This is a genomic window from Kribbella hippodromi (genome assembly GCF_039531045.1).
GTDB lineage: Bacteria > Actinomycetota > Actinomycetes > Propionibacteriales > Kribbellaceae > Kribbella > Kribbella hippodromi.
This window is the reverse complement of the sequence record NZ_BAAAPH010000005.1, coordinates 258,855-280,674: the sequence shown is the minus strand read 5'-3', so window position 1 is coordinate 280,674 and position 21,820 is coordinate 258,855. Positions and strand designations below refer to the sequence as shown.

General features: G+C 69.0%; 20 protein-coding genes. 7 read left to right on the top strand and 13 right to left on the bottom strand.

The genetic code is table 11. The annotated features are described in order from the left end of the window. Window positions 1-299: 299 nt before the first annotated feature. The 6 genes from ABD260_RS10165 to ABD260_RS10140 all read right to left on the bottom strand — a co-directional run bounded on the left by ABD260_RS10165 (window position 300) and on the right by ABD260_RS10140 (window position 6,697). Window positions 300-2,234 (bottom strand): putative baseplate assembly protein, encoded by a 1,935-nt coding sequence (locus ABD260_RS10165; protein WP_344233136.1) that lies wholly within the window; start codon window positions 2,232-2,234, stop codon window positions 300-302. Continuing rightward, window positions 2,234-2,638 carry a GPW/gp25 family protein gene (locus ABD260_RS10160; protein WP_344233135.1) on the bottom strand — a complete coding sequence of 135 codons (405 nt, stop codon included), beginning with the start codon at window positions 2,636-2,638 and terminating at the stop codon, window positions 2,234-2,236. The genes ABD260_RS10165 and ABD260_RS10160 overlap by 1 nt, the downstream gene beginning before the upstream one ends. 12 nt (window positions 2,639-2,650) lie before the next feature. Further along, a complete protein-coding gene (locus ABD260_RS10155; protein WP_344233134.1) occupies window positions 2,651-4,489 on the bottom strand; it encodes a VgrG-related protein in 1,839 nt (612 codons plus the stop codon). Beyond that, a complete protein-coding gene (locus ABD260_RS10150) occupies window positions 4,486-5,721 on the bottom strand; it encodes a phage tail protein (RefSeq protein ID WP_344233133.1) in 1,236 nt (411 codons plus the stop codon). Before ABD260_RS10150 ends, ABD260_RS10155 begins: the two co-directional genes overlap by 4 nt. A 52-nt stretch (window positions 5,722-5,773) precedes the next feature. Then, entirely contained in the window at window positions 5,774-6,271 is a 498-nt protein-coding gene (locus tag ABD260_RS10145) for a phage tail protein (RefSeq protein WP_344233132.1), read from the bottom strand. Between the two features lie 171 nt (window positions 6,272-6,442). Then, the gene (locus tag ABD260_RS10140) at window positions 6,443-6,697 is read right to left on the bottom strand and encodes a hypothetical protein (protein ID WP_344233131.1); all 255 of its coding nucleotides are present in this window, start codon (window positions 6,695-6,697) and stop codon (window positions 6,443-6,445) included. A gap of 1,720 nt (window positions 6,698-8,417) precedes the next feature. Between ABD260_RS10140 and ABD260_RS10135 the strand changes: the two genes are divergently transcribed. Then, a complete protein-coding gene (locus tag ABD260_RS10135; protein ID WP_344233130.1) occupies window positions 8,418-8,621 on the top strand; it encodes a hypothetical protein in 204 nt (67 codons plus the stop codon). 981 nt (window positions 8,622-9,602) lie between these two features. On the opposite strand, the gene ABD260_RS10130 is transcribed toward ABD260_RS10135, so the two are convergent. The 5 genes from ABD260_RS10130 to ABD260_RS10110 are packed head-to-tail and all read right to left on the bottom strand — an operon-like array spanning window position 9,603 to window position 12,653. Next, on the bottom strand, window positions 9,603-9,767 hold the full coding sequence (locus ABD260_RS10130) for a DUF6760 family protein (RefSeq protein ID WP_344233231.1): 165 nt from the start codon (window positions 9,765-9,767) through the stop codon (window positions 9,603-9,605). After that, entirely contained in the window at window positions 9,764-10,153 is a 390-nt protein-coding gene (locus ABD260_RS10125; RefSeq protein WP_344233129.1) for a hypothetical protein, read from the bottom strand. Before ABD260_RS10125 ends, ABD260_RS10130 begins: the two co-directional genes overlap by 4 nt. Before the next feature lie 8 nt (window positions 10,154-10,161). Then, entirely contained in the window at window positions 10,162-10,623 is a 462-nt protein-coding gene (locus tag ABD260_RS10120) for a phage tail protein (protein WP_344233128.1), read from the bottom strand. 36 nt (window positions 10,624-10,659) lie between these two features. Beyond that, a complete protein-coding gene (locus tag ABD260_RS10115; RefSeq protein ID WP_344233127.1) occupies window positions 10,660-11,136 on the bottom strand; it encodes a phage tail protein in 477 nt (158 codons plus the stop codon). Continuing rightward, complete coding sequence (locus ABD260_RS10110) at window positions 11,133-12,653, bottom strand: phage tail sheath family protein (protein WP_344233126.1); 1,521 nt, start codon at window positions 12,651-12,653, stop codon at window positions 11,133-11,135. Before ABD260_RS10110 ends, ABD260_RS10115 begins: the two co-directional genes overlap by 4 nt. Window positions 12,654-12,822: 169 nt before the next feature. Here ABD260_RS10110 and ABD260_RS10105 point away from each other — a divergent pair, with 169 nt between their 5' ends. The 6 genes from ABD260_RS10105 to ABD260_RS10080 all read left to right on the top strand — a co-directional run bounded on the left by ABD260_RS10105 (window position 12,823) and on the right by ABD260_RS10080 (window position 19,309). After that, window positions 12,823-13,569, top strand: coding sequence for a Pvc16 family protein (locus ABD260_RS10105; protein ID WP_344233125.1), 747 nt, complete (start codon window positions 12,823-12,825; stop codon window positions 13,567-13,569). After that, a complete protein-coding gene (locus tag ABD260_RS10100; RefSeq protein ID WP_344233124.1) occupies window positions 13,541-13,933 on the top strand; it encodes a PAAR domain-containing protein in 393 nt (130 codons plus the stop codon). Before ABD260_RS10105 ends, ABD260_RS10100 begins: the two co-directional genes overlap by 29 nt. Before the next feature lie 119 nt (window positions 13,934-14,052). Continuing rightward, complete coding sequence (locus tag ABD260_RS10095; protein ID WP_344233123.1) at window positions 14,053-16,800, top strand: helix-turn-helix transcriptional regulator; 2,748 nt, start codon at window positions 14,053-14,055, stop codon at window positions 16,798-16,800. Window positions 16,801-16,943: 143 nt separating this feature from the next. After that, window positions 16,944-17,741, top strand: coding sequence for a collagen-like triple helix repeat-containing protein (locus tag ABD260_RS10090; RefSeq protein ID WP_344233122.1), 798 nt, complete (start codon window positions 16,944-16,946; stop codon window positions 17,739-17,741). A 95-nt stretch (window positions 17,742-17,836) separates the two neighbouring features. After that, window positions 17,837-18,310: a hypothetical protein gene (locus tag ABD260_RS10085; RefSeq protein ID WP_344233121.1), complete on the top strand. Its 474-nt coding sequence runs from the start codon at window positions 17,837-17,839 to the stop codon at window positions 18,308-18,310. Between the two features lie 159 nt (window positions 18,311-18,469). After that, window positions 18,470-19,309 (top strand): hypothetical protein, encoded by an 840-nt coding sequence (locus ABD260_RS10080; RefSeq protein ID WP_344233120.1) that lies wholly within the window; start codon window positions 18,470-18,472, stop codon window positions 19,307-19,309. Between the two features lie 108 nt (window positions 19,310-19,417). On the opposite strand, the gene ABD260_RS10075 is transcribed toward ABD260_RS10080, so the two are convergent. Together ABD260_RS10075 and bioA are read right to left on the bottom strand one after the other, a co-directional pair. Next, window positions 19,418-20,530, bottom strand: a complete 1,113-nt coding sequence (locus ABD260_RS10075; RefSeq protein WP_344233119.1) for an 8-amino-7-oxononanoate synthase — start codon at window positions 20,528-20,530, stop codon at window positions 19,418-19,420. Further along, window positions 20,530-21,801 carry an adenosylmethionine--8-amino-7-oxononanoate transaminase gene (bioA, locus tag ABD260_RS10070; RefSeq protein WP_425553322.1) on the bottom strand — a complete coding sequence of 424 codons (1,272 nt, stop codon included), beginning with the start codon at window positions 21,799-21,801 and terminating at the stop codon, window positions 20,530-20,532. Before bioA ends, ABD260_RS10075 begins: the two co-directional genes overlap by 1 nt. Window positions 21,802-21,820 lie beyond the last annotated feature (19 nt).

Here is a 21,820-nt window from a genome sequence, read left to right as displayed (position 1 = left end):
GGGTGCTGTTGGCGGTGCTGGCGGGGCTGCGGTTGGGGGTCTGGCGGCTGGCGGGCGCGGGCTGGAGGTGGTGGCGGCGGGTTCTGGAGTGTCGAAGGGGGTGCCGCCGATCAGGTTCATGGTGGCGTGCTGGATTCGGGTCAGTAGGCCGGGTTTGGGCGGCAGCGGTTCCAGTTGCTCGGGCGCCGCCACCGGCGCCGGCTTGCGGCGTTCGGCGTTCCACTCCAGGAAGGTTCCGCACGAACCGCAGAAGGTGTCCTGGTCTTCGTTCTGATGCCCGCATTCTCCGCAGATCAGCATCAGTGGTCCTCCACCCTGATCAGGTGCTCGAACGAGAACACCAAACTGTTGCGCTCCAACTCGATCCGCGTCTGCTCGGCGCCACGCTCACCCGTCACCGGGTTGGCACTGAACAACCGGATGTCTTCCACCGCTTGCACACCGGCGACCTCCTGCAGTACCGCGTACACGTCGCCCGACCGCACCGGCCGGCCGAATTCCCACCCGAGACCGTCGAATCCCCCACCAGGTAACGGATTCAGGAACTTGTGCAGCGCGCTCATCGCATCCCGCCGGACCCGCTCCCGGTCGACCCGCGGCCGCGCCACCAACCGCGCGACGACCGTCACCCCGCGGTAGCGCGGCGGCTCGACCGACACCCGCGTACCGATCAGGCGAACCTGTTCCAGCCGCGCCGCCAACCGTTTCAGCAACGCGGCCGGCGGTACGAGGTCGGCGAACGCGGTCGCCCCATCGTCCTGCGCCGCGGCCGGCACCACCAGTACGCGCACCATCCCGGCCGAACTCTCGTCCCCACCGATGCAGCGAATCCGTGCCGCCTCCGGTACCGCCTCCCGCGCGAGCGCCTCGTAGTCCTCCGCCGTCACCGCCCGGCCGCGGGTGCGGAGCAGGATCGGCGCCCGCCGGACCGCTTCGGTCACCGTCTCCCCGTCCGTACCACCGCGCGCCGCAACCCTGTTCTCGACCGCGGAAACAAACGGAACTGACGACTTCACGGTGGTGATCGCCCCGGACGGTACGTTCCCAAGGACGCCACCACCGACCGCGTACCGGCGAATCCGAATCGTCTCGCCCTTGACCGGCACCGCCCCGTACCGCCGCAACCCGCCATCGGCCAGCCGTACCGCCGGGCCGAACGAAACCTCGCCCGGTACGAAGTCCAGCCGGAAATGCCGATCCTCCGGCCCGCTGCCCGCGAAGTCGTCGACCGCGATCCACTCCTGCCAGCCGTCCGCGGAGCTGATCTCGATCACCGGATCACCCAGCCCACCGAGTACCGGCGTGGACCGGACCGCGAACACCTGGCCGGGTACGCCTTCGGACTCGCCCAGGACCTCCTCGTCCACCAACTCGGCCTGGACCGACTCGACCGTTCCGCCCACACTGCTTGCCTCCAGCAACCGAACCTGGGGTGACGCCGAATACGGCGGCTGATCCGCCGTCGCAGCCATCACCCGGGCGCGAAGCCAGCCCGCCGGGCGACCACCGATCACGCTGGTCCGATGCCCCTCGGGGATATGCAGCACCAGCGATCCCGACCGGTTCAGCCCGCCGCTCTCGTCCCGATCGACCGCGCATTCTGCCCAGTCCGATCCGGTCCAGGCCTCCCACACCAGCGGCGGGGTATCCGGATCGATGCCAAGCCCTTCGGTCTGGCCGGAATAGTCCAGCCGGACCGCAACCGACGGTACGGCGCTGTCGAGGCCGATCAGCATTTCATCGCCAGGAACCGGAACCGGCGAGAAGGCGGCGAACGGCCCGTTGTCGCGGGCGATCGGCTCCGGATCGGCCAGTGTCCGCGTCAGCAGAACCTCAACCGTACAAGGCGGAATCCTCAGCACGGACCGCGTGCTGAACACGATCGACGGGGTCGTCTCGGTCCGGAGCGTGCCAACTTCCGTGCCCTGGGCAACTGACAGGACGGTTCGGGCCGATGCGGACAGCCAGAACGTCACCGGTACGACGGCCGGCGTCGGCGGCACCAGCCGCAACCCGATCAGGTCGAAGAACTTGAGCCGGAGGCGATCGGGGACCTGGTTCAGTCGCTGGAACAAGTTGTCGGTGAGATACGCGTACGCCTCGAGCAAGGCCACGCCAAGGTCGGCCGGGTTGTCGCCGGTCCACCCAGGGCAGGATCGCCGGACCAGGCGAACCGCGTCCGCGACGAGATCGTCGTACCGACGGTCGTCGAGGTCGGGTGCGGGCAGCGCCATCAGTCGTCTCCCGTCGTACTTGCGCGGTCGGTGCGCAACTCGACCGTCAGGTTGCGGAGGGCATCACCTTCGCGGGGCTGGTACGTGATCACGAGCTGCACCAGACCGTCGACGGCCGGGTCCGGTACGACCTGCACGTCCTCGATCTCGACGCGTGGCTCGCAGGTACGCAGCGCGCGCCGTACCTCGTCGGCGAGCCAGACGCGCGTCACCGGTGTCATCGTGTCGAACACGAAGTCCCGCAACCGGCAACCGAACTCCGGGCGCATCACCCGTTCGCCCGGATAGGTGAGCAGCACCATCCGCATGCTCTGCTCGAGCTCGCCGATCCCGGCGACGACGGCGAAACCGCCGGTCACGCAGGCGAGCGGGTATGCGAGTCCGGTCTGCACCTCGATGGTCATCGTCATCTCCGGTCAGTTGAGCTTGATCGGCTTGCCCTTGAGCTCCACCGGACCGGTCCCGTCGACGCTGATCCTGGTCCCTTGCAGGTTGAGCTGCTGCGCTTTCAAAGTGAGCTCGGCGCCGCCGTCGATCGTCACCGCGCCACCGCTGCCGGCGACCAGGTCGATCGCGCCGCCAGGCCCGCACTCGATCACGATCCGGCCCTTCTCTCCCGGCCGCGTCGCCGTCGCGGGCAGGGCGCGCAGGGCCAACGTGCCTGACACCTGGTCGATCTGGAGCGACAAGTTCCCATCGCCGCTGCCGAGCAGGATCTCGGCTTGCTCGACCCGGTCCGGCGTGGGTACGGCATCGTGGAAGGCGAGCCGGCCACCGGAAGGGGTGACCAGACCGCGCCACTCGACGGACCCACTGTTGCCATTGGCACGTACCGGTGGGCCGCCGAGCGTGTGCGTACTGCGGTTCGTCACGACACCCCCGAACACGTAAGGGCGCTGCGGGTCGCCGTACTCGAAACCGACCAGGACTTCGTCGCCCACCTCGGGCAGCAGGACCGCGCCACTGCGCTCGCCCGCGCCCGGCTGGATCACGGACGCCCAGTCCGACTCGTAGCCGGGTGACAGCCAGGGCAGCACCACCTTCACCCGGCTTTTGCCCAACGGGTCGAGATTGTTGCTGACAATTCCGCAGGCGACGCCCGGTACGCGGTCGTCCGGACGGTCGCGGGTCAAGGCCAGCAGCGAGCGGTCCTGGCGTCCGGTCGCCTCGAACGAAGTCAGGTACCGGCCGGCCGCGATCTCGTGCCGGGCGCGGGTGATCAGCCACTGACCGGCGAACGGCGCCGCCACGCCGGAGACCTCGGCGATTCGGCCGACCGACAACCACGGATCGCCGACCGACTCCCCCACAGCCTCGGCGAACGCGTCACCCACCCGCGCCGCCAGACCGGCCGCCAAGCTGCGAACGGCCGGTTCGACACCGGCGCCTGATCCCGCTGCCTGCGCGACCACCAGCGCGGTTCCGGACGGCGGCGGGCCCAGAGTGCTTGGCTCCGCGGCGGCTTGAGCGGGGATGTTATTGCTCTTGGCAACTTCCAGCGGAAGATCGGCGCCGGGGACGGTGTCCGTCGCGGCCAGCCGGGTACGTTCGCTCACCACCTTGGCGGCGAGTGGATCCCACGCCCGCACCTCGACCTCGGTCGGTAGGTTGCCGGTCCCGATCCGCGGCGCGAAGGTCAGCAGGTTGTCGCGGAGGCGCAACGGGCATGGACCCGCTGCCGGGCGGCGGCCGAAGAAGAACTCGCCGTACTCGACTCCCACTTCGAAGCCGAGCGCTTCGGCTCGGCCCGCGAGGAACTCCCAGTCGGTCCGGTTCACCTGGCCGACGTGTTCGTGTACGACCGCCGTCGTGGTGACAGTGCCGATCGGAAGTCCTGCCTCGCGGGCGATCCGGGTCGCGATGTCGCTGTCGGACATGTTCACGAAGGTGCGCGTACGCCGGGCGCGCTGGAGCCGGTGCTCTTCGGTGAAGCCGCGCACTGTCAGTACGTCCAGTTCGCCGTACTCTGCTTCGAGGCTGGTGACCTCGCCGGTGAGGAGCAGGCGCGGATCACCTGGGCGTTCCGGTGCGGCGGCGGCGATTCCGACGGTGGTGCCGATCGCGAGCGTGGTGGTGATCGCGGCGGTGTCGGGGCCGTCCGCGAAGACGAGTTCGAACATTCCTGGCAGGCCGAGGCTCTGGTCGACGAGTACCCGGATGATCGCGTCTGCGGCGGAGGCGGGCAGCGGCCGGCGCGCTGGGCCCACGTACACGATCGGGGTGGTTTCGACCTCGGTCCAGGCGTCGGCCGTCATCGCCGGGCTGCCTTCGTACGCAACGGGTCCTCGCCCTGCCGCCCAGCCGATTCACGTGCCGCTGACGTGTCTCGCCCGGTTGGTGATGCCGCCGGTGGGCGGGGGGCTGGCGTGGCGGCCGGCCCGCGGTGGCTGCTGATTGCGGCCCGGCCACTGTTGCGGGTGGGCGGCGGGCTGTACTCCTGGAGGGTGAGGCTGACCGTGGCTCGGCTCGGTTGCCCGTCGGGGGTGAACCTGGTGATGGTGAGCTCGAACTGCTTCAGGGTCATCGTCTCCGGCAACCCGCCACGCGCCGGTCCCCACACCGCCCGCAATGCTTTCGGTGTACCCGGTGCGCCCGGCGGCGTCGACGCTGTTTTGCCACACTCGTGGCACAAGGGCTTCTGCTCCGGCTTCGCCGCCAGTCTCGGTTGCGCGGTCTTCCATCCTTCGAACTCCAGCCAGTCCCGCAGCAACGTACCCGCCTGCTCGACCGCTGCGGTTCCTTCGACCCGGAGATCGCCCACTCTGATCGAGAGACTGTTCGCGTCGATCACCTCGGTACCGGAGGTGAAGCGTTTCTTGCCGTTGTTCGCCTCCCGCGCCTTCGACAGGACGATCTTCCCCGGGTTGAACCGGAAGATCAGTGTCTCGTCGGCCGGACCAACGAGTTGTAGTTCCTGGGCGGGCGGCAAGGCCGGCTTCAGGAAACCGCTGTGCTGCAGGACCAGCTTCTCCACCGCGAACCCGCCGCCGGCGGTCGAGAACTGCGGCACGATCCACGCGACCGGAACCGGGTCCGCGAGTTCCCAGCTGTGAATCTTGGTCGCGTTCCGGCCGATGCCGCTGTAGAGCGTGACCACGACCGGCGATCCGGTACTGGCCGATCCGCCCGACGCCCAGTCCTTCGCGAGACGTTCCAACCAGCTGCGTACCTTCGCGGTGCCCTCCGCGGTCATCGCCCGCTCGAGGGTGACCTTCTGGTAGCCGATCCGGCCCGGCAGCAGGTGCGGCGCGGTGTAATTGCCGCCCTCGTCGAACGGACCTTCGGGCGTCAGATTCACCTCGAGCCCCGAGCAGGACGACCACGCACCAAGCCATTTGGGCTCCCCTGAATCCAGCCGCGGCACACTGACCCCGAACCACATCGTCATCCCAAGCCGCGGCCGCTCCCCCGCCGACTCCCGCAACGGGCGGCCGGCACCGACCAACCGCCCGGGATCCGAAAGCCCTTGCAGACTGGGAATCGTCATCGGACCGCACCCTCCGCGTCGAGGAACGTTGTTGCCGGCTGACCTGTGGCAGTCATCGGACTGTGCCTTCCGCGTCGAGGAAGCCGGTGTGTGCCAGTTCGAGGGTTTCGATCGCCGGCCGCGAACCGCTCGAGTCGAGTTCGGTGAGCCGCCAGGCGATCGGGAAGAACTCGCGCAGCTCCCACGTCACCACCGGCATCCCGAGAAAGTCGACCAGGTGGATCGCGCCACTCAACGGCACCCAGTCCCGCATCAAACTCGCCAGCCACTGCTGCACCACCGCCGAGTCCGCACCCGCCGCCCGCGACAACGCGATGTCGGTGTAACTGATGTTGCCCGGGGCAATCGTCTCCCCGGCCCGCAACCCCGGCCGCCACACATGCTTCTGCCAGCGAACGCCAAGCCCAGCCGCTTTGGTCCACGCCCCCAACCGGTACGCCGCATCGTCGATCTCGACCACGTACCGATGCGACATCCCCACCTGGCCGGTGAGCTGCTCAAGACCTTTCCCAGCTCCCCGCAACCCTCCAACCGCCGGCAACCCCACCATCCCAATCCCTCCTCACCCAATCCACGAACACCCAAGGTGGCGCGGACACGTACGCGGTCCCCGCTGTCGGTGTGGTTCCACACACGTCTGACCCCAACCACCGGCGCCGTCCGCCGGCGCAGTCCGCCGGCGCAGTCCGCCGGCGCGATTCGCCGGCCGCCTCGACTCGGGTCATCGCACGTCGGCCAGTACGCCATGACGCTCTCGATCCACGAGCAACTCCTTCCGCAACCGGCGCCGCAGGTCCGGATACATCCGCTCAGCCAGGCGCCCCACAACCCCCGCTTCTTCCAACCACCCGAACAACTCCTCCGCCCCTACCCCACGCGCGTCCCCGACCACACCACGCACGTCCGCGACCACGCCCTCCACCCGCTCAACCCGCCCCACCAACGCTTCAATTGCCCGCAGCAACAATCTCCTCATCTCATCCAACTCACCCCGCACCGCTCCCCCAACACCCAGACCACCCAGACTCGCGCCGGCGCTCGGTCTGGGCAGCGAGGAGCGGCTCGCCGTCCAGGGCTCCAGCTCACCCCCAACGCCCGGCGGCAGCACACCTCCGCCAGCTCCTGCACCAAGCACGCCCCCGCCGACCGCCGCGGCCAGTAGTTCGCGAGCATCCATCCCATTCACCCGCGCCCCTCCGTCAACCCCCGCCGCGACCACCCGCAGCCCACCGTCCTCCGCACCACCCAACACTGACCCTCCAGCACCTGCCCCCGCTGCGCGCCAACCGCCCGCCGCCGACCACTGCAGGTCCCCACCGTCTGCCACGACCGACGACCGCTGGCCAGCCGCGAGGTCAGCCAGGCGCGCGACCGCTTCCGCGTCGAACGATCCGCCGGCCATCACCTCCGGCTCCCGCGCGGTACTCAGACCCCCACCAAACTGCCCACCCTCGTGACCCACTTCCAGCAGCCCCGGCGCCACACCCAACCCCCACCGCTCAGCTGCCCGGTCTTTCACGGCATCCGCATCACCTCGTCCCAACGCGAAGCCATCGTCTACGTCAAACCCCGCCCCACCCAGCCCAAACCCGCCACTCACGCCAACACCCACTCCACCCAGCCCAAACGCGCTTACGTCACCACCGACCCCGCCCATCCCAAACGTGCCACTTACATCAGCACCCGTCCCGCCCAGCCCAAACGTGCCACTTGCGTCAGCACCCGTCCCGCCCGTCCCGCCCAGCCCGTACGCGCTCCCTCTCGCCCGCCGATGCACCAGCTCCACCAGCTGCCCAACCCCAAGAGACCCCGCCGCAACTACCTCGGGCCTCACGCCCTTGGTCCCCATGTCCTGGGATACCAGGCCCTGGGACACCAGGCCCTGCGACACCACGTCCTGGGACACCAAGCCCTGCGACACCGGATTCCGGGGCACGACGTCCTGAGGCAGCGGGCGTTGCGACACCTGGGCCTGCGACACCTGGCCTCCGGGCAGCACGTCCTGAGGCACCTGCCCTCCGGGCGCCTCGCTCCACCCAGCCGCCCCGAGCAGCCGGCCCTTCGCAGGAGTCGACCCCCCACTCGGCGCCGTCTCCGCACCTGCGGCCGCCTCCATCCACCCAAGCTGCCCACCCGCTTGCCCCGCTTGCCCCGCTCGTCCCGCTTGCAGCGCCCACACCGGGCGCCCACCCTCAACCTCTGTCCCGGCAAACCCCATGAGCCCTGCCGACCACGCCACGTCCGTCATCTCCGTCGTCCCCGCAGTGCCTGCTACCCCTGCCAGCCCTGCAGCTTCCGCCACGCCCGCAGTGCCCGCCACGCCCTCGGTGCCCGCAGCGCCCGCTGTGCCTGCAGTGCCCCCGGTGCTCGCAGTGCCCGTGGTGCGCGCCGCGCCCCCGGTGCCTGCAGTGCCTGCCACGCCTGTGGTGCCTGCAGTTCCCGGCACGCCTGTGGTCTCCGTCGGCCCGGCCGTGCTCGCGCTGCGTGCGGTACCGGTCGCCTCCGCTGGCCCAGCAGCATCTGCCGGAGTCGCCGTCTCCGCGAGGTCTCCTGTTCCCGCAGGCGCTGGTAGCCGGGTGGAGGCGAATGGCGCGGTCATGGGGTGCAGGAGGTCGGGGGGTGTGGTTGGCCGCGCCTGGTGCTCGGTTGGTGCTGCAAGCGCGTCCTCGGGAGGTGTACGCCCGGCCGGCGCACTGGTGACTGCGATTCTCCCGGCTGACGTGCTGTCCGATGAGGCGTACGCGGATGCGCTGTCCGGTGGGGCGTACGCGGATTTGCTGTCCGATGAGGTGGCGTCGGGTGGGGCGGGTTCGGGTGGGGCGGTTGCTGGTGGGGTCGGCGCGGGTCGGTGGGTGGGAGAGGGGGCGTTTGGGGGTTCGTTGGTGCGCGCTGAGGTCTGAAGGTTGAGGGGTGTGGTGGTTGGGGGTTGGTTGGAGGGGGCTGGGGGCTGGAGGTGGGAGTCGTCCGGTGCGGCTGTTTGTGGGGTGGTTGATGGGGGTGTGTTGGGCGGTTCGGTTGATGGAGGAGGTGTAGGCGGGGTTGGGTTGAGGAGGGAGGCGGTGTGCAGGCCTTGGCGGCGGGACGTGGCGAGGGTGGGGCGTTGGGGGACGGCGTTACTGTCCCCGGCGCGGGATTCGTGGGCGGGTGTGGGTGGCGCCGGAGTGAGTGGTGGTTGCGGCGCGCTGGAGGTCAGGCCGGTCAAGGCGGCGAGGGACAGGGCGTCGGTTGCTTCGTAGTCGGCAATCATCCGTTCGAAGGGCCCGATGCTCCGGAAAGGGCGGGCCGGCTCCTGGGGTACGGGGTCCGTCTCGACTGTTGTCAAGGGCAATGACTGTGTACGCGGGCGGGCGGGGGCAGTTCGGCGGGGCTGGGGATGGTGGTTGGCGAGTGGGTCTTCGGTGAGCGCGTCTGGGTTGGGCGGCGCGTTGCGGGTGGGGCGGCGCCAGGGCGGGAAGACGCGTTTGGGTTGGCGGGGCGAGGGTTGGGGGCGGGCCGCGCCGGTCAGTACGCCATGCACCGGCTCGATATCGCCAACCAAGTCCCCGCCGCCAGCCGCAGCGAAGCCGGCCGTGGCGGAGGAGCCGGTCGCGGAGGAGCCGGTCGCGGAGGAGCCGCCCGTAGCGGAGTCGGTCGTGGCGGAGCCGGTCGTGGCGGCGGTGGGGTCGGGGGCGGCGAAGTGGATGGTGGTGGGGTCGGGCGGGGGGATGGGTGGGTGGGGTAGGAGGGATTGGGTGCCTGAAATAGCGGGGGTGGTCAGGAGTGGCGCAAGGAGTGGCGGGGTCGGGTGCGTCGAAGGGGTGAGGGGGTCCAGTTGAGTCCATTCGCGGCCGTTGGGGCGCTCGGTCGGCTGTGGACGGCGGCGGAAGAGCGGGGGCATGGGGTCACCTTCCGGGGTCGCTCAGCTGACGGTTGATCTGGCCGATGGCCTTGATGACCTGGGTCCTGGTGCCGTGTTCCAGGTCGAGGATTTCGTGGTGTGACCAGTGCAGGTAGTAGGCGACGTACACGACCTCTTCCCAGAGCCGGTTCGGCGGGTACGTCGTCAGGGTTCCCCCGGGCCACCACCTGCCAGCTCGACCGCGTAGCCGTGGCCGCAGGACGGGCAGGTGACGTCGAGTTCGGTGTGGCCGAGCTGATTGACCCGCCGGTACAGGTCCTGCAGGAAGGCGAGATCCGACGCGAACAAACACTCGACCACGAGCGCGTCCACCTCGGGCAGCGTGCCCAGCCGGACGAGCGTCCTCTCCAGCAACAGCACAGTCAGATAGGCAGGGTTCTGGCGTACGCGCGGATCGGTCTGTGTCCCGATCTCGTCCCGCGCGGTCGCCAGCCGCATCACGCCCTCGCGGTGTACGGTCCCGTGCTCGTCCACGAACCCGCGCGGCAGCACGAACGGGTACTCGGTCCGCAATCCGGTGCCTGAGGCAACCATCGTGGACCTCACTGCTTCTCGCCGGTGACGATGCGGTCGCAGGTGAGCTTGATCTCGATCATCGCGACCTCGGACGAGCCGGCCTTCATCGCGGTGATGCTGAGTTCGGAGATCCACGCGTTGTCGATCACGTACACGACCTTCGTCTGGCCGCTCGGGTCGGTGATGGTCAGCGTGCCGTCGGCGCGGGCGCCGGCCAGGCCCTGGCGGGCGGCGTCGTGCCAGGCGAGCAGCGCGTTGTTGCCGCTCCGGTCGAGGGCGCGTTTGAGGACGACCGTCGGCGGATCGGTCTTGCCGAACTGCTTGCTGTGTACGGTGGCGCCGGTCGCGTCGTTGTAGATGTACTCCGAGCTCGCGACCTTCGAGTTGATGCCGCCGAGCTCCGAGAACGCCATCCGCCCGATCGTGGTCGGGAAGTCGGCCAGGAAACGTACCGCGCTGATCACCTGCTCGGTCGGCGCTGTGGTCATCTCAGGTGGTCCTTCCGGTCTGGTGGTGGACGCGGATCAGGCCTGCAGGATCGCGTCGCAGACGATCGTGACCCGCATCATGAGGACGGCGGACGCGCCGGCCTGGACCGCGTCCAGCTCGAGCTTCGAGCACCACGCGTTCTCCAGCAGGCACGCCATCGCCGGGGTCCCGGCCTTGTCGCAGATGTCGAACGACGCCGGCAGTTTCGCCAGTGGGTTGTTGGTACGCGCCAACTGGTGCCAGCCGTACAACTGGGCGAAACCGTTCCGGTCGGCGCCCCGCTCCAGCACCAGCGCCGGCGCCCTGGACCGGCCGAACTGCTTGGTGTGGACGTTGCCGAGCCGGTTGTTGTACGAGAACTCCTGGAACTCGACCTCGGACGTGAAGCCGGCCAGCTTGGAGAACCCGATCCCAGCGGTCCAGCCCTCGCACATCACGAAGAACCGCGGTGAACTGACGACCGGCGGATCGAGGACCTGCCGGACCGTCGGCGCGGCGGCCGGCCCGATCATTCCTGCAGCTCCGTACCTTGAGCGAACTGCGCGAGCCGGAACACCACGAACTCGGCCGGTTTCACCGGCGCGATCCCGATGTCGACGGTGAGGATGCCCGCGTCGCGGTTCTCCGGCGGGTTGTTCTCGGCGTCGCACTTGACGAAGAACGCCTCCTCCGGCGTCCGCCCGAACAGCGCCCCGGTCCGCCAGACCCGGCGCAGGAACATGCTGATGGTCCGCTCGACCGACGACCAGAGGAACTCGTCGTTCGGCTCGAACACCACCCATTGGGTACCGCCGAGGATCGACTTCTCCAGGTAGTTGAACAGCCGCCGGACATTCAGGTACCGCCACTCGCCGTCGCTGGACAGCGTCCGCGCGCCCCACACGCGGATGCCTTGCCCGGGAAAGAAGCGCAGGCAGTTGACGCCGATCGGGTTGAGCTGGTCGTGATCGCGGCGGGTCATCGCGGACTCGAGGTCGAGTACGCCGCGGACCACCTCGTTGGCCGGCGCCTTGTGTACGCCGCGGGTGTCGTCCGTCCGTGCCCAGATCCCCGCGAGGTGACCGCTCGGCGGCATCATCATCGGCTTCCCGGTCAGTGGATCGGCGACCCGCACCCACGGCCAGTACAACGTCGCGTACTTGGAGTCGTACCCAGCCACGTTGAGCCGCCAGTCCTTGACCTGCTGCGGTCGGAGCCCTGGTGGTGGGTCCAGGATCGCGACCCGGTCCGACATCAGTTCGCAGTGCGCGATCATGGCGAGCTGCACGGCTTTCACGCCGTCCAGGTCGATCGCGCCGGACTGGTACGCGCTCATCAGGTCGGGTACGCAGAGCATGGTGATGTCGTCGACTGCTTCGAGCCCGGAGAACCCGGTCTGTTCGTCGGCGTCGCCCACGTAGTCGTCCACAGTGGAAGTACGACGTACCGGCTCGGCCGGAGCCACCGGATGCACACCGGCGTCCGGCACCGCCAGTACGCCGCCTTTGACCTCATCCGCAACGACCCACTTGGACTTGCGTAGTGCCGTGACCACATTGGCTGGTCCGCGACGAGTGGTGACGTTGTCGTACACCTCCTCCTCCGGACCGGATCGCACTACCAGCTTGAAGCTGTCCTCACCCGGCTCCGACGCCTCCTGTACCTCCACGGTCAGCGGCCGGTCGGACGGTGAGTCCGGTGCGGCGCGGAGCGCCAGTGGCTTGCCCTGTGCGCGACTGGGCAACTCGGTCCGCCCGTTCCAGCCGGATTCGTCCGCCTGCACAGGACCGCCACCGATCCGCACCACGTACGCGCTGCCGCCGCCGTTGAGGAAGTAGCCGTACACGGCGTGTGCCAGCAGTGCGCCCTCGGTGAACTGGCCGAACGTCCGGGTGAACTGAGTCCAGTTGGTGACCAGTACCGGCTCGTTGAGCGGTCCGGTCTCGGTGAAGCCGACGAACGCGGCCACTGCCGTACCGACGCCTTCGATCGGCTTGGAACCGGAGGACACTTCCTCGACATAGACCCCTGGGGACAGGTACGACGGCATCCGGACCTCCTGGCTGGCTGGGACTTCCCGGCTACTGTGCGCGCCGAGCCCATCCGCTGGGCAGAAGCCGCAGTGCACGAACGGATGCCCTATCGGGCCGCCGCGGCGGCCCGGACCGTCACCCAGAAGACCCCTGCCCGCGGACTGCGACAGCCGAACAGTGGTGACCATGCTGGACGAGGCGGAGAGAGCAGTCGGAACGCTGCTGCGCGAACAGTTGCCAACCGGTACGACGATCCGGACCGAGCCGCCGAGCGACACCTGGTACGGCGAGCACCAGGAAGGTGAGAGCGTCGGGCTGTTCCTGCACCTGGTCCGGGAAAGCCAGTCCACCGGCGCGATCCAGGGCTGGTCGGAGGAGCGCGACCCAGGCGGGCGGGTGGTGCGGCGGACGGCGGCCGAGCGGCATTACGAGCTGTGCTACCTGGTGACCGCCTGGGCGAGTGGGTACGAGCGTGAGTTGTGCCTGCTCGGCTGTGTACTGCGTGCTGTCGCGCACCATCCCGTACTACCGATGGCGATGCTGACCGGTACGTTGCTGGAGGCGAGCGGACCGGTGGCGCTGGCGATAGGCCAAGGGGATGCACCGTCGGCGGCGCCGGAGATCTGGTCGGCACTCGGGCTCCGGCCGCGGACCTTCCTCGACCTGGTGGTGACCGCGCCGGTCGCGCCCGTCGCCGTCACGGAGTTCGCCGGGCCGCCGGTCACCCTCGACCTCGCGGTCGACGCGACCACCCCCGGCAATGGAGGCCCAGCCCGCGCCGCAACGCCCGACCCCGCCTCACCCAGTTCCGCCTCCCCCAGTTCCGCAACGGCCAGTTCCGTGACGGCCAGTTCCGTGACGGCCAGGTCCAGGCGGCGGGCGCGGATCACGGAAGGAGCGGTCGATGGCGCAACCCGCGGCGAAGCAGGGTGATCAGGTCGTCGGCACCGACATCCACGTCGTCCTGGTCCCGTCGGCCGGCGGACCGGTACCGACGCCACGATCGATGCCGTTCACCGGCCGGATCGTCTCCGGGTGCAGCACCGACGTACTGATCCAGGGCAAGCCCGCCGCGGTGCACGGCAGTGTCGCCGTCAACCAGCCGCCACACGTTCCGGCCGGTGGAACGTTCGCACATCCACCGGACAACCGCGGCACCCTGATCGCCGTCGATCCGATGGTCCTGGTCAACGGCAAACCTCTGGCCCGGGCCGGCGACAAGGCGCTGACCTGCAACGATCCGGCGCCGGCACCGACCGCCGCGGTGCTCGCCGCCGGCCAGGTGCTGCTCGGCTGACGTTCCCGCGAGCCCTGCGTAACCTCGCAGCTGATGAGTCAGTTAAACAATTGACCCTGTCGGTTCGGGGACGACAGGCGAGACCGCTGCCATCGCGTACGCGTGGAGTTGACTCGCCTATGAGCCCTGGCCCGCTCAGCCCGGATCCGGAATTCGTCGGCCGGGTGGACGAGCTTGCCCGGCTCGCCGTGCCGGCCACCGCCGTCCGTGCCGGGCGGCACCAGACCGTTCTGGTCCAGGGCCCGCCGGGCATCGGCAAGTCCGGTCTGATCCGCCGCTTCGTCAGCAGCCTGGACGACTTCACCGTGCTCTCGGCGGCCGGCGACCAGGCCGAGTCGCTGCTCGAGCTCGGCCTCATCGACCAGCTGCTGACCCAGGTACCAGCGGATGTCCGCGCCCACACCGCCTCGCTCGGCACCGGTGCTCCGGCCGGCGCAAATCCGCTGGCGGTCGGCAGCCAGTTGCTCGACCTGTTCGACGAGCTGCAGCGGCGTACGCCCCTCGTGCTGGTCGTCGACGACATCCAATGGGCTGATCACTCGTCGCTGCAGGCGCTGCGCTTCGTACTGCGCCGGATGTGGGCCCAGCGCCTCCTCGTCGTGCTGTCGTCGCGCACCGACGACCGCGCGGCTGAACCACAGCTGGAGCGGATGATCCACGGCATCCCCACCGACCTGCGGCTGGAGCTGGGTGGTCTCGATCTGGTCGACGTCACGGACCTCGCGCTGGCCATTGTGGGGCGGCGGCTACCAGCTGGTGCGGCCCGGCGGTTCCACTCCTACACAGGCGGACATCCACTGTTGCTCCGTACGATCCTGCACGAGATTTCGTCGCAGCGGTCCAGCATCGACTGGCGGCTCGCCGTACCGCCGTCAGTGGCCGCTGCGACCCGGCAAGCGTTCGACAAGCTGCCGGAGCGGAGCCGGCACCTGCTGGAGGCGCTTGCAGTCCTCGGCGGCCGGCCATCGCTGGCACAGGCAGCTGAGGTAGCGGGACTGGGCGCTGTCCATCACGCACTCGGTCCGGCGATCGACGCCGGGCTGGTGACCTGGTTCCCGGCCGAGCCGGCGCGTCCAGTGGCTATCACTCACGACCTGCAGCGTGAGGCTGTGTACTCGGCGATGACTCCGGAGCGGCGCAGTGACCTGCACCAGCGGGCCGCGGCGACAGTAGAGCCGTTCCTCGCCTGGCGCCATCGCGTGGCGGCTGTCGGTACGACCGACCCTGTCCTGGCCGGCGAGCTGGAGACAGCTGCGGAGGTAGAGGCCGAAGCGGGTGATCACGGTACGGCGGCGACCTTCCTGAGCTGGGCGGCCGACCTGACGCCGTGGAGCCCGCGGAGCGAGCAGTTGCTGTTGCGGTCGATGATCCACCTGATGTTCAGCTCGAACCGCGGCCGTGCGCGGCCCATGCACGAGCGGGCAACGCGGTGCAGCCCATCCGCATTGCGCTCCCTCGCACTCGGGCTGTGCGAGCTGTACCTGGACGGCGACCGCCGTGACGGCGAACGGCACCTGCGACACGCGTACGAGGCGACTGCACCGGGCACGTGGGAGCACGGTGCGGCCGCGGGTGGACTTGCGGGCGTCAGCGTCTGGCGGGGCGATACGCAGACGGCCATCGAGTACGCCGACACCGCGCTGAACACCCCTGGCGTTCCTGCTCCGCTGCGGGACTATGTGCTGTGTCTGCGGGGCACAGCACGTGGCCGGCGAGACGGACTGATCGCTGGACTGGATGAGTTCCACCTGTTGCCACAGCAGGCTGCCGAAGTGCCTGACCATCACTTGGAAGCCCTGTCCTGCCGTGGCGCTCTGCGGGCGATGGTGGGCCTGGTCGACGCGGCACGCCACGACCTGCTGGAGGTGGTACGACGCCAGGAGGCAGGCGTACCGATGCTGTCCGGCATCACGCCGTACTGCTATCTCGCCAGTGTCCAGTACCAGCTCGGTGAATGGGACGCAGCACTGCAGACCGGCCGCAAGGCCACCCTGCTCGCGGACGACGACCAACCAGCGATGAACGAAGTCATCCTGCTGTTCACCAGCTCGATCGTGCCGTCGGCTCGTGGTGCCTGGCAGACCGCTACCCGACTCGTGCAGGCAGCTGGTGCGGCCGCGCAGCGCATCGGGAGCCCACAGGACCTCAAGTACGCCGCTATTGCCGCTGCACTACTCTGCGACGCACGTGGTGATCTGCCAGGCGTACTCCGGGTGCTGAGTGCCGTGCCTGGTCTCCGGGGCGGTGGCAATGCGCCGGGCGGCATTCACGAGTGGTGGAGCTCCTGGTGGCAGCCGCTCCTGATCGACGCGCTGCAGGCGACCGGTCACCTCGCCGAGGCGTCGGCCGAGCTCGCGGTACTACGGGATCGCGCCAAGGACGGCACCGTACTCAGCAGCACCATCACCCGCTTGTCCGCCCAGCAAGCCGCGGCCGAAGGCGAGCTCCACCTCGCCATCGATCTTGCCGAGTCCCAGCTGCGGACGGACGGCCGGTCGGCGCCCCGATTGGCGGACGGGCGGCTGCACCACGCCCATGCCCGCAACTTGATTGCTCTAGGCAACTACAGCGAGGCTGGTGGCTGGCTGGACCGGGCAGATCAGGTTTTCACCGCGCTCGCCGCGCATCCGTACCGGCAGCACCTGCATCCCACTCGGGCGGCGCTCGCGGCCGCGTCGGCGCGGCGGCCCGCCGTACATCTCACCGATCGCGAACGGGAGGTGGTCGCGCTCGTACTGCGCAATCACACCAATCGCGAGATCGCCGCCCGGTTGCACGTCACCCAGAAGACGGTCGAGTACCACCTGCGCAACGTGTTCCAGCGCCTCGGGATCACCTCGCGGCGCGAGCTGCACCGCTTCTTCTGAGCCGCCTGATCGGCCAGTCGATCGGGCATCCGCTGGTGCACTTTGGCTGGTCCGGTTGCTTCGGCGGACCGGCGCGGACCGGCGGACAGTAGGTCGCGCGGATCACGACGGCACGGCGGTCCCCCGCCGGGAAAGGTACGGCGATGTCCATCGAAACCTTCGAGGACCTGGAACGACTCGACGAGAACAACCCACTCAAAGCCGGCACCCTGCCGTGCCTGTACGACCTGTACCACGGCGCCGACGCCAGCTCGCCGGGCAGTGTCGATCGCTTCACCGAAGAGCTCCGGCAGAAGCTCGACCGGGCCATGACGCTCAGCGCGGACGAGATCGACCTGGTCGTCACCGTCCTGACGACGGAGATCAACGAGAACCACGGCGGCGCGCCGGACCGGTTCGCCGAGGCGTTCCTGCTGCGGTCCGGCTGGTTGTCGGCCGAGGTCGCCGCCGACGTCACCGACTGGTTCCAGGAACGGTGGCTGGACGAGAAGACCGGCTGGTACTACGACGCCGAAGGCAACTGGTACGACGCCGAGGGCAACCTCCTACCAGCCGCCGACCCCGCCGCGACCGCTTCCGGTGTGGCGGCCGGTGAGCCTGGTTCGGCCGGTGAGCCCGGTTCGGCCGGTGAGCCTGGTGCGGACGGTGAGCCCGGTTCGGCCGGTGAGCCCGGTTCGGCCGGTGAGCCTGGTTCGGCCGGTGGGTCTGGTGCGGCCGGAGGGGATGCTTCCGGCGGTCAGGTGGGTGGGGATGCGGGTGAGGTGGTTTCGGTTGCGCCGCCGGCGCCGGAGGTGGCGGCTGGTGCGGTGCTCACGGTGCTCGAGCAGACGCGGGCCGACCTGGAGGCACAACTCGGCCGGCCGTTGGAGATCACGGACACGGACCTGTACGCCCTGACCTCGACAATCGCCGACAAGGTCGGCTCATCCACCACCGACTAGGCACCGACCACCCCGACGACCCCGACGACCCCGATCAGCCCGATCAGCCCGATCAGCCCGGCCACCCCGATCAGCCACCGAAGGGAGCAGCACCGATGACCACCACGACCTCGGCCGCCGACCTCGCCCTGTTCGCCAAAACCTTCGAAGCGAACCTGCAGCAAGCACCCCAGGCCGCCAAGGACTACACCACAGTCTTCCAGGGCGACCCGGTAGGCCCCCAATGGCTCAAATCAGTAGCAGCCCAACAACCCACCCCCACCGATCCCCCAGCCACCGCCCAGGAGCCCACACCCACCAACAGCACCAACGAAGCTCCGGCAGAGAGCGGGATGGTGCTGCTGGCTGAGAGTGATGTTCGGCCGTTGCTCGATGAGGTGATCGAGTCGCAGGTCTGGCCGGGGCTGGTCCGTGAGTTCGGCCTCGAGCAGCTTCTGCAGAACCACGAGCTGGTCAGCCGCGTCGTCACCTCCGTCCTCGCCGCCGAGCTGCGCAGCGCCGTCGACCAGCTCGTCAGCGAAGCCAACGCCGAGCTCCAGTCTGCCCACTCCGCCCAGAGCGCAGACTGACCCGCCCGCGACAACCAGCAAGGAGCAAGCATCATGTTGAGGCACAGCGCATCATCCATGAAGGGGCCGGTGAGCGAATCCGCGCTCGTCCGGTGGACCACGAACGCCGTACCTCCCGGGTCCCTGACATCCCGAACGAACACGGTGGTCTTCGGCCGAATGTCCGGCACCGTTGCCCCTCCTCCCGGCTCAACGGCCGGCGGGGCACTGATCCGGCTCATTTCCACCGCCCGGCCGGACGACGCGGACGACTTGGGCGAATCCGATCAGGCGGCTGAGCCGGACGGGGAGGGCGAGCCGGAATACGCGGAGGCGGACGACGACGCGCGTGCGTCAGCTCGGAGTCGGTACCGTTGGCGGGACTCGCCGCGATGGAACAAAGTCGAGCGCGACGACTCCTACGACTCTGTCGCGCAGACCGGACTCGCGATGGATGCGTTCGTCAAGCGGGAGCTCCGCCGTCACTTCGCTCTGGCGACGGGGAAAGAAGCCGCCGAGTTTCATCAGTCCGATTACCGGGCCGCTCCCCACCTCGCAACCCTGTCGACGGAAGAGCCCGAGGCGGGGCTGGCGGCACCGTCCGAGGCGCAGACCACGGTTGAGTCGCAGGCGCGGTCCGGGGGCAGCCTTGGTGGGGTTTCATTGGAGCAGCAGCTCGAGGATCTGCGGCGGGACGTCGCGGAGCTGAGGGCGGCCGCCGAGCGCAGACACAAGAAGCCGCCAAGTGTGTCCACCACGACCTGGCTCAGCCTGTTGCTCTGGGCCGCCGTGCTGGTGGCGTGCATGGCGCTTGCGGACCCCAAGCAACAAGAGCAAGCCAGCGAAGCGCTCGACAACGAGGTCGATCTGTCGCCGGAGGGCAAGGAGACGGTCCGGACGATCCTGAAGCAGATGGGCGATCGGGGCAAAGAGACCGAGGACCGCGTCGCGTTGATCGTGGAACTCGCCAACCAAGCCTCCCGGAAGTTCAACAAAGACGGCCTGCCAAAAGCAACCTGACCGCTCGACCCACCGCCGACTCAACACGAGCGGATATCCATCCGTGTGGTGGGTTCTCCACTGGTGTACGAGTGGAGAACCCACCACACGGGTGGAGAAGGCGGCGTGCTACGTGAGGGTGGCGTGGAGGATGGCGATGGCTTGGGTTAGGTCGGTTGGGGTTAGGGCGGCGTTGGCGGTCAGGCGGAGGCGGGAGATGTTGTCGGGGACTGACGGGGGGCGGAAGCTGCCTACGCGGAGGCCGTTTGTGCGGCAGTGGGTGGCTGCTTGGACGGTTTCGTGGGGGCCGGGCATGGGGATGGAGACGATGGGGCCGGCGGGGCGTGGGACGTTGAAGGCTTCGGCTAGGCGGGTGGTGGCTGCGTGGATTGCGGCTGGGCGGTGCGGTTCGGCTTGGAGTACGCGCAAAGCGGCCAGCGCGGCGGCGGAGGCGGCGGGGTTCAGGCCGGTGTCGTAGATGAAGGGGCGCGAGCGGTTGATGAGGTGGTTGCGCAGGACGGACGGGCCCAGTACGACGCCGCCTTGGGAAGCCATCGCCTTGGACAGGGTCATGGTGACGGCGACGTGATCCAGACCGGCGAGGCCGGCGGCGTGTACGGAGCCGTGGCCGTTGCCCGTGACACCTAAACCATGCGCTTCGTCAACGAGCAGCAACGCGTTGTACTGCGCGGCGATCGCGGCGAGGTCGGCGAGTGGGGCTTCGTCGCTGAGTACGCTGAAGACCGATTCGGTCATCACCACCGCGTGCGGTTCGTTGCGTTCAGCAAGTAGTTTCGCGACGGCGTCGACGTCGTTGTGGGGGACGGTCTCGACCCGGGAGCGGGACATGCGGCAGGCGTCGACGAGTGAGGCGTGGATGTGTTCGTCGGAGATCAGCAGGGTTCCCGGGCCGGCCAGGGCGGTGACGACGCCGAGGTTGGCGAGGTAGCCGGAGGAGAAGACGAGAGCTGATTCCTGGCCGGCGTACGCGGCGAGCTCGTTCTCCAGTTCTTCGTGCAGGGCCGTGGTACCGGTGACCAAGCGCGACGCGGTCGAGCCGGTGCCCCAGCGGCAGACAGCCTCGGCGGCGGCCTCGATCACGCGGGAGTCGCGGGTCAGGCCCAGGTAGTCGTTGCCGGCCAGATCGATGAGGTTGTCGTCGGCGGCCCGCGCATGCAGCTGACGGGTCAGACCGCGAGTTTCCAGCGCCGCGGCCTTCGGGCCGAGCCATTCCTGCAGCATCAGCCGGCCTCCTCGACGGCGCCGGTGATGGCGGCGCCGATGGTTGCGATGTCGTCGGAGGTACTGATGTACGGCGGCATCGTGTACACGAGATCGCGGAACGGCCGTACCCACACGCCCCGTCGCAACGCCGCCTCCGTCATCTTCGGCACGTCCACCGGCCGATCGAGCTGTACGACCCCGACTGCGCCGATTACCCGGACGTCCTTCACCGCGGGCAACTCCCGAGCCGGAGCAAGCCCCGCCGAAAGCCCGGCCGAAATGGACGCGACGCGCGAGGCCCAGTCCTGTGACAGCAGCAGATCGATGGACGCGAGCGCGACCGTACAGGCAATTGGATTCGCCATGAAGGTGGGCCCGTGCATGAGCGCCCCGCCCGGCCCGTCCGAGACGGTGTGCGCGACCTCCGTCGTACACAGCATCGCCGCGAGCGTGACGTAACCGCCGGTGATCGCCTTCCCGATGCAGACGATGTCCGGATCGATCCCGGCCTGCTCGGACGCGAACAACGTCCCGGTCCGGCCGAAGCCGGTGGCGATCTCGTCCAGGATCAGCAGGAACCCGTGCCGATCGGCGAGCTCACGCAGTACGCGCAGGCAAACCGGGCTGTACGGGTACATGCCGCCCGTGCCCTGCAGCACCGGCTCGATGATGATGCCCGCGATCTCGTCCGCGTGCTTCTCGGCGAGCGCGGTGATGCCCGCGATCCAGGCCTGCAACTCCGGATCGTCCTCCGCACGATCGAGTCCGGCCGGTGGCCGCGGCCCGAACACCTGCTCCTTCAACGTCCCGGTGAACAGCGAATGCATCCCGTTCACCGGATCGCACACGCTCATCGGCGCGAACGTGTCGCCGTGGTACCCGCCCCGGACGGTCAGCATCCGGTTCCGCCCACTGTTGCCGCGGGCAACTTGATACTGGAGCGCGAGCTTGATCGCCACCTCGATCGACACCGACCCGGAGTCCGCGAAGAACACGTGCCGCAGCGGGTCCGGCGTGATCTCGACCAGCCGCTCGGCCAGCCGGATCGCCGGTTCGTGGGTGAGTCCACCGAACATCACGTGGCTGAAGTCGTCGACCTGACTCTTGACCGCGGCATCCAGTACTGGGTTGCGGTACCCGTGGATCATGCACCACCAGGAGGACATCGCGTCGATCGCCTCGACCGTACCGCCGGCGCCGTCGTCCAGCTGGAGGCGTACGCCGGATGCGCCGCGCACCATCCGCATCGGTGACGGGTCGGTGAGCGACGAGTACGGGTGCCAGAGCAGCTCCGCATCACGCTGTTGC

Coding starts and splice junctions, on each gene's coding strand:
- ABD260_RS10165 (WP_344233136.1), bottom strand. CDS start 2,234: ATGGCGCTGCCCGCACCCGACCTCGACGACCGTCGGTACGACGATCTC.
- ABD260_RS10160 (WP_344233135.1), bottom strand. CDS start 2,638: ATGACCATCGAGGTGCAGACCGGACTCGCATACCCGCTCGCCTGCGTG.
- ABD260_RS10155 (WP_344233134.1), bottom strand. CDS start 4,489: ATGACGGCCGACGCCTGGACCGAGGTCGAAACCACCCCGATCGTGTAC.
- ABD260_RS10150 (WP_344233133.1), bottom strand. CDS start 5,721: ATGACGATTCCCAGTCTGCAAGGGCTTTCGGATCCCGGGCGGTTGGTC.
- ABD260_RS10145 (WP_344233132.1), bottom strand. CDS start 6,271: ATGGTGGGGTTGCCGGCGGTTGGAGGGTTGCGGGGAGCTGGGAAAGGT.
- ABD260_RS10140 (WP_344233131.1), bottom strand. CDS start 6,697: ATGAGGAGATTGTTGCTGCGGGCAATTGAAGCGTTGGTGGGGCGGGTT.
- ABD260_RS10125 (WP_344233129.1), bottom strand. CDS start 10,153: ATGGTTGCCTCAGGCACCGGATTGCGGACCGAGTACCCGTTCGTGCTG.
- ABD260_RS10120 (WP_344233128.1), bottom strand. CDS start 10,623: ATGACCACAGCGCCGACCGAGCAGGTGATCAGCGCGGTACGTTTCCTG.
- ABD260_RS10115 (WP_344233127.1), bottom strand. CDS start 11,136: ATGATCGGGCCGGCCGCCGCGCCGACGGTCCGGCAGGTCCTCGATCCG.
- ABD260_RS10110 (WP_344233126.1), bottom strand. CDS start 12,653: ATGCCGTCGTACCTGTCCCCAGGGGTCTATGTCGAGGAAGTGTCCTCC.
- ABD260_RS10105 (WP_344233125.1), top strand. CDS start 12,823: ATGCTGGACGAGGCGGAGAGAGCAGTCGGAACGCTGCTGCGCGAACAG.
- ABD260_RS10100 (WP_344233124.1), top strand. CDS start 13,541: ATGGCGCAACCCGCGGCGAAGCAGGGTGATCAGGTCGTCGGCACCGAC.
- ABD260_RS10095 (WP_344233123.1), top strand. CDS start 14,053: ATGAGCCCTGGCCCGCTCAGCCCGGATCCGGAATTCGTCGGCCGGGTG.
- ABD260_RS10090 (WP_344233122.1), top strand. CDS start 16,944: ATGTCCATCGAAACCTTCGAGGACCTGGAACGACTCGACGAGAACAAC.
- ABD260_RS10085 (WP_344233121.1), top strand. CDS start 17,837: ATGACCACCACGACCTCGGCCGCCGACCTCGCCCTGTTCGCCAAAACC.
- ABD260_RS10080 (WP_344233120.1), top strand. CDS start 18,470: ATGTCCGGCACCGTTGCCCCTCCTCCCGGCTCAACGGCCGGCGGGGCA.
- ABD260_RS10075 (WP_344233119.1), bottom strand. CDS start 20,530: ATGCTGCAGGAATGGCTCGGCCCGAAGGCCGCGGCGCTGGAAACTCGC.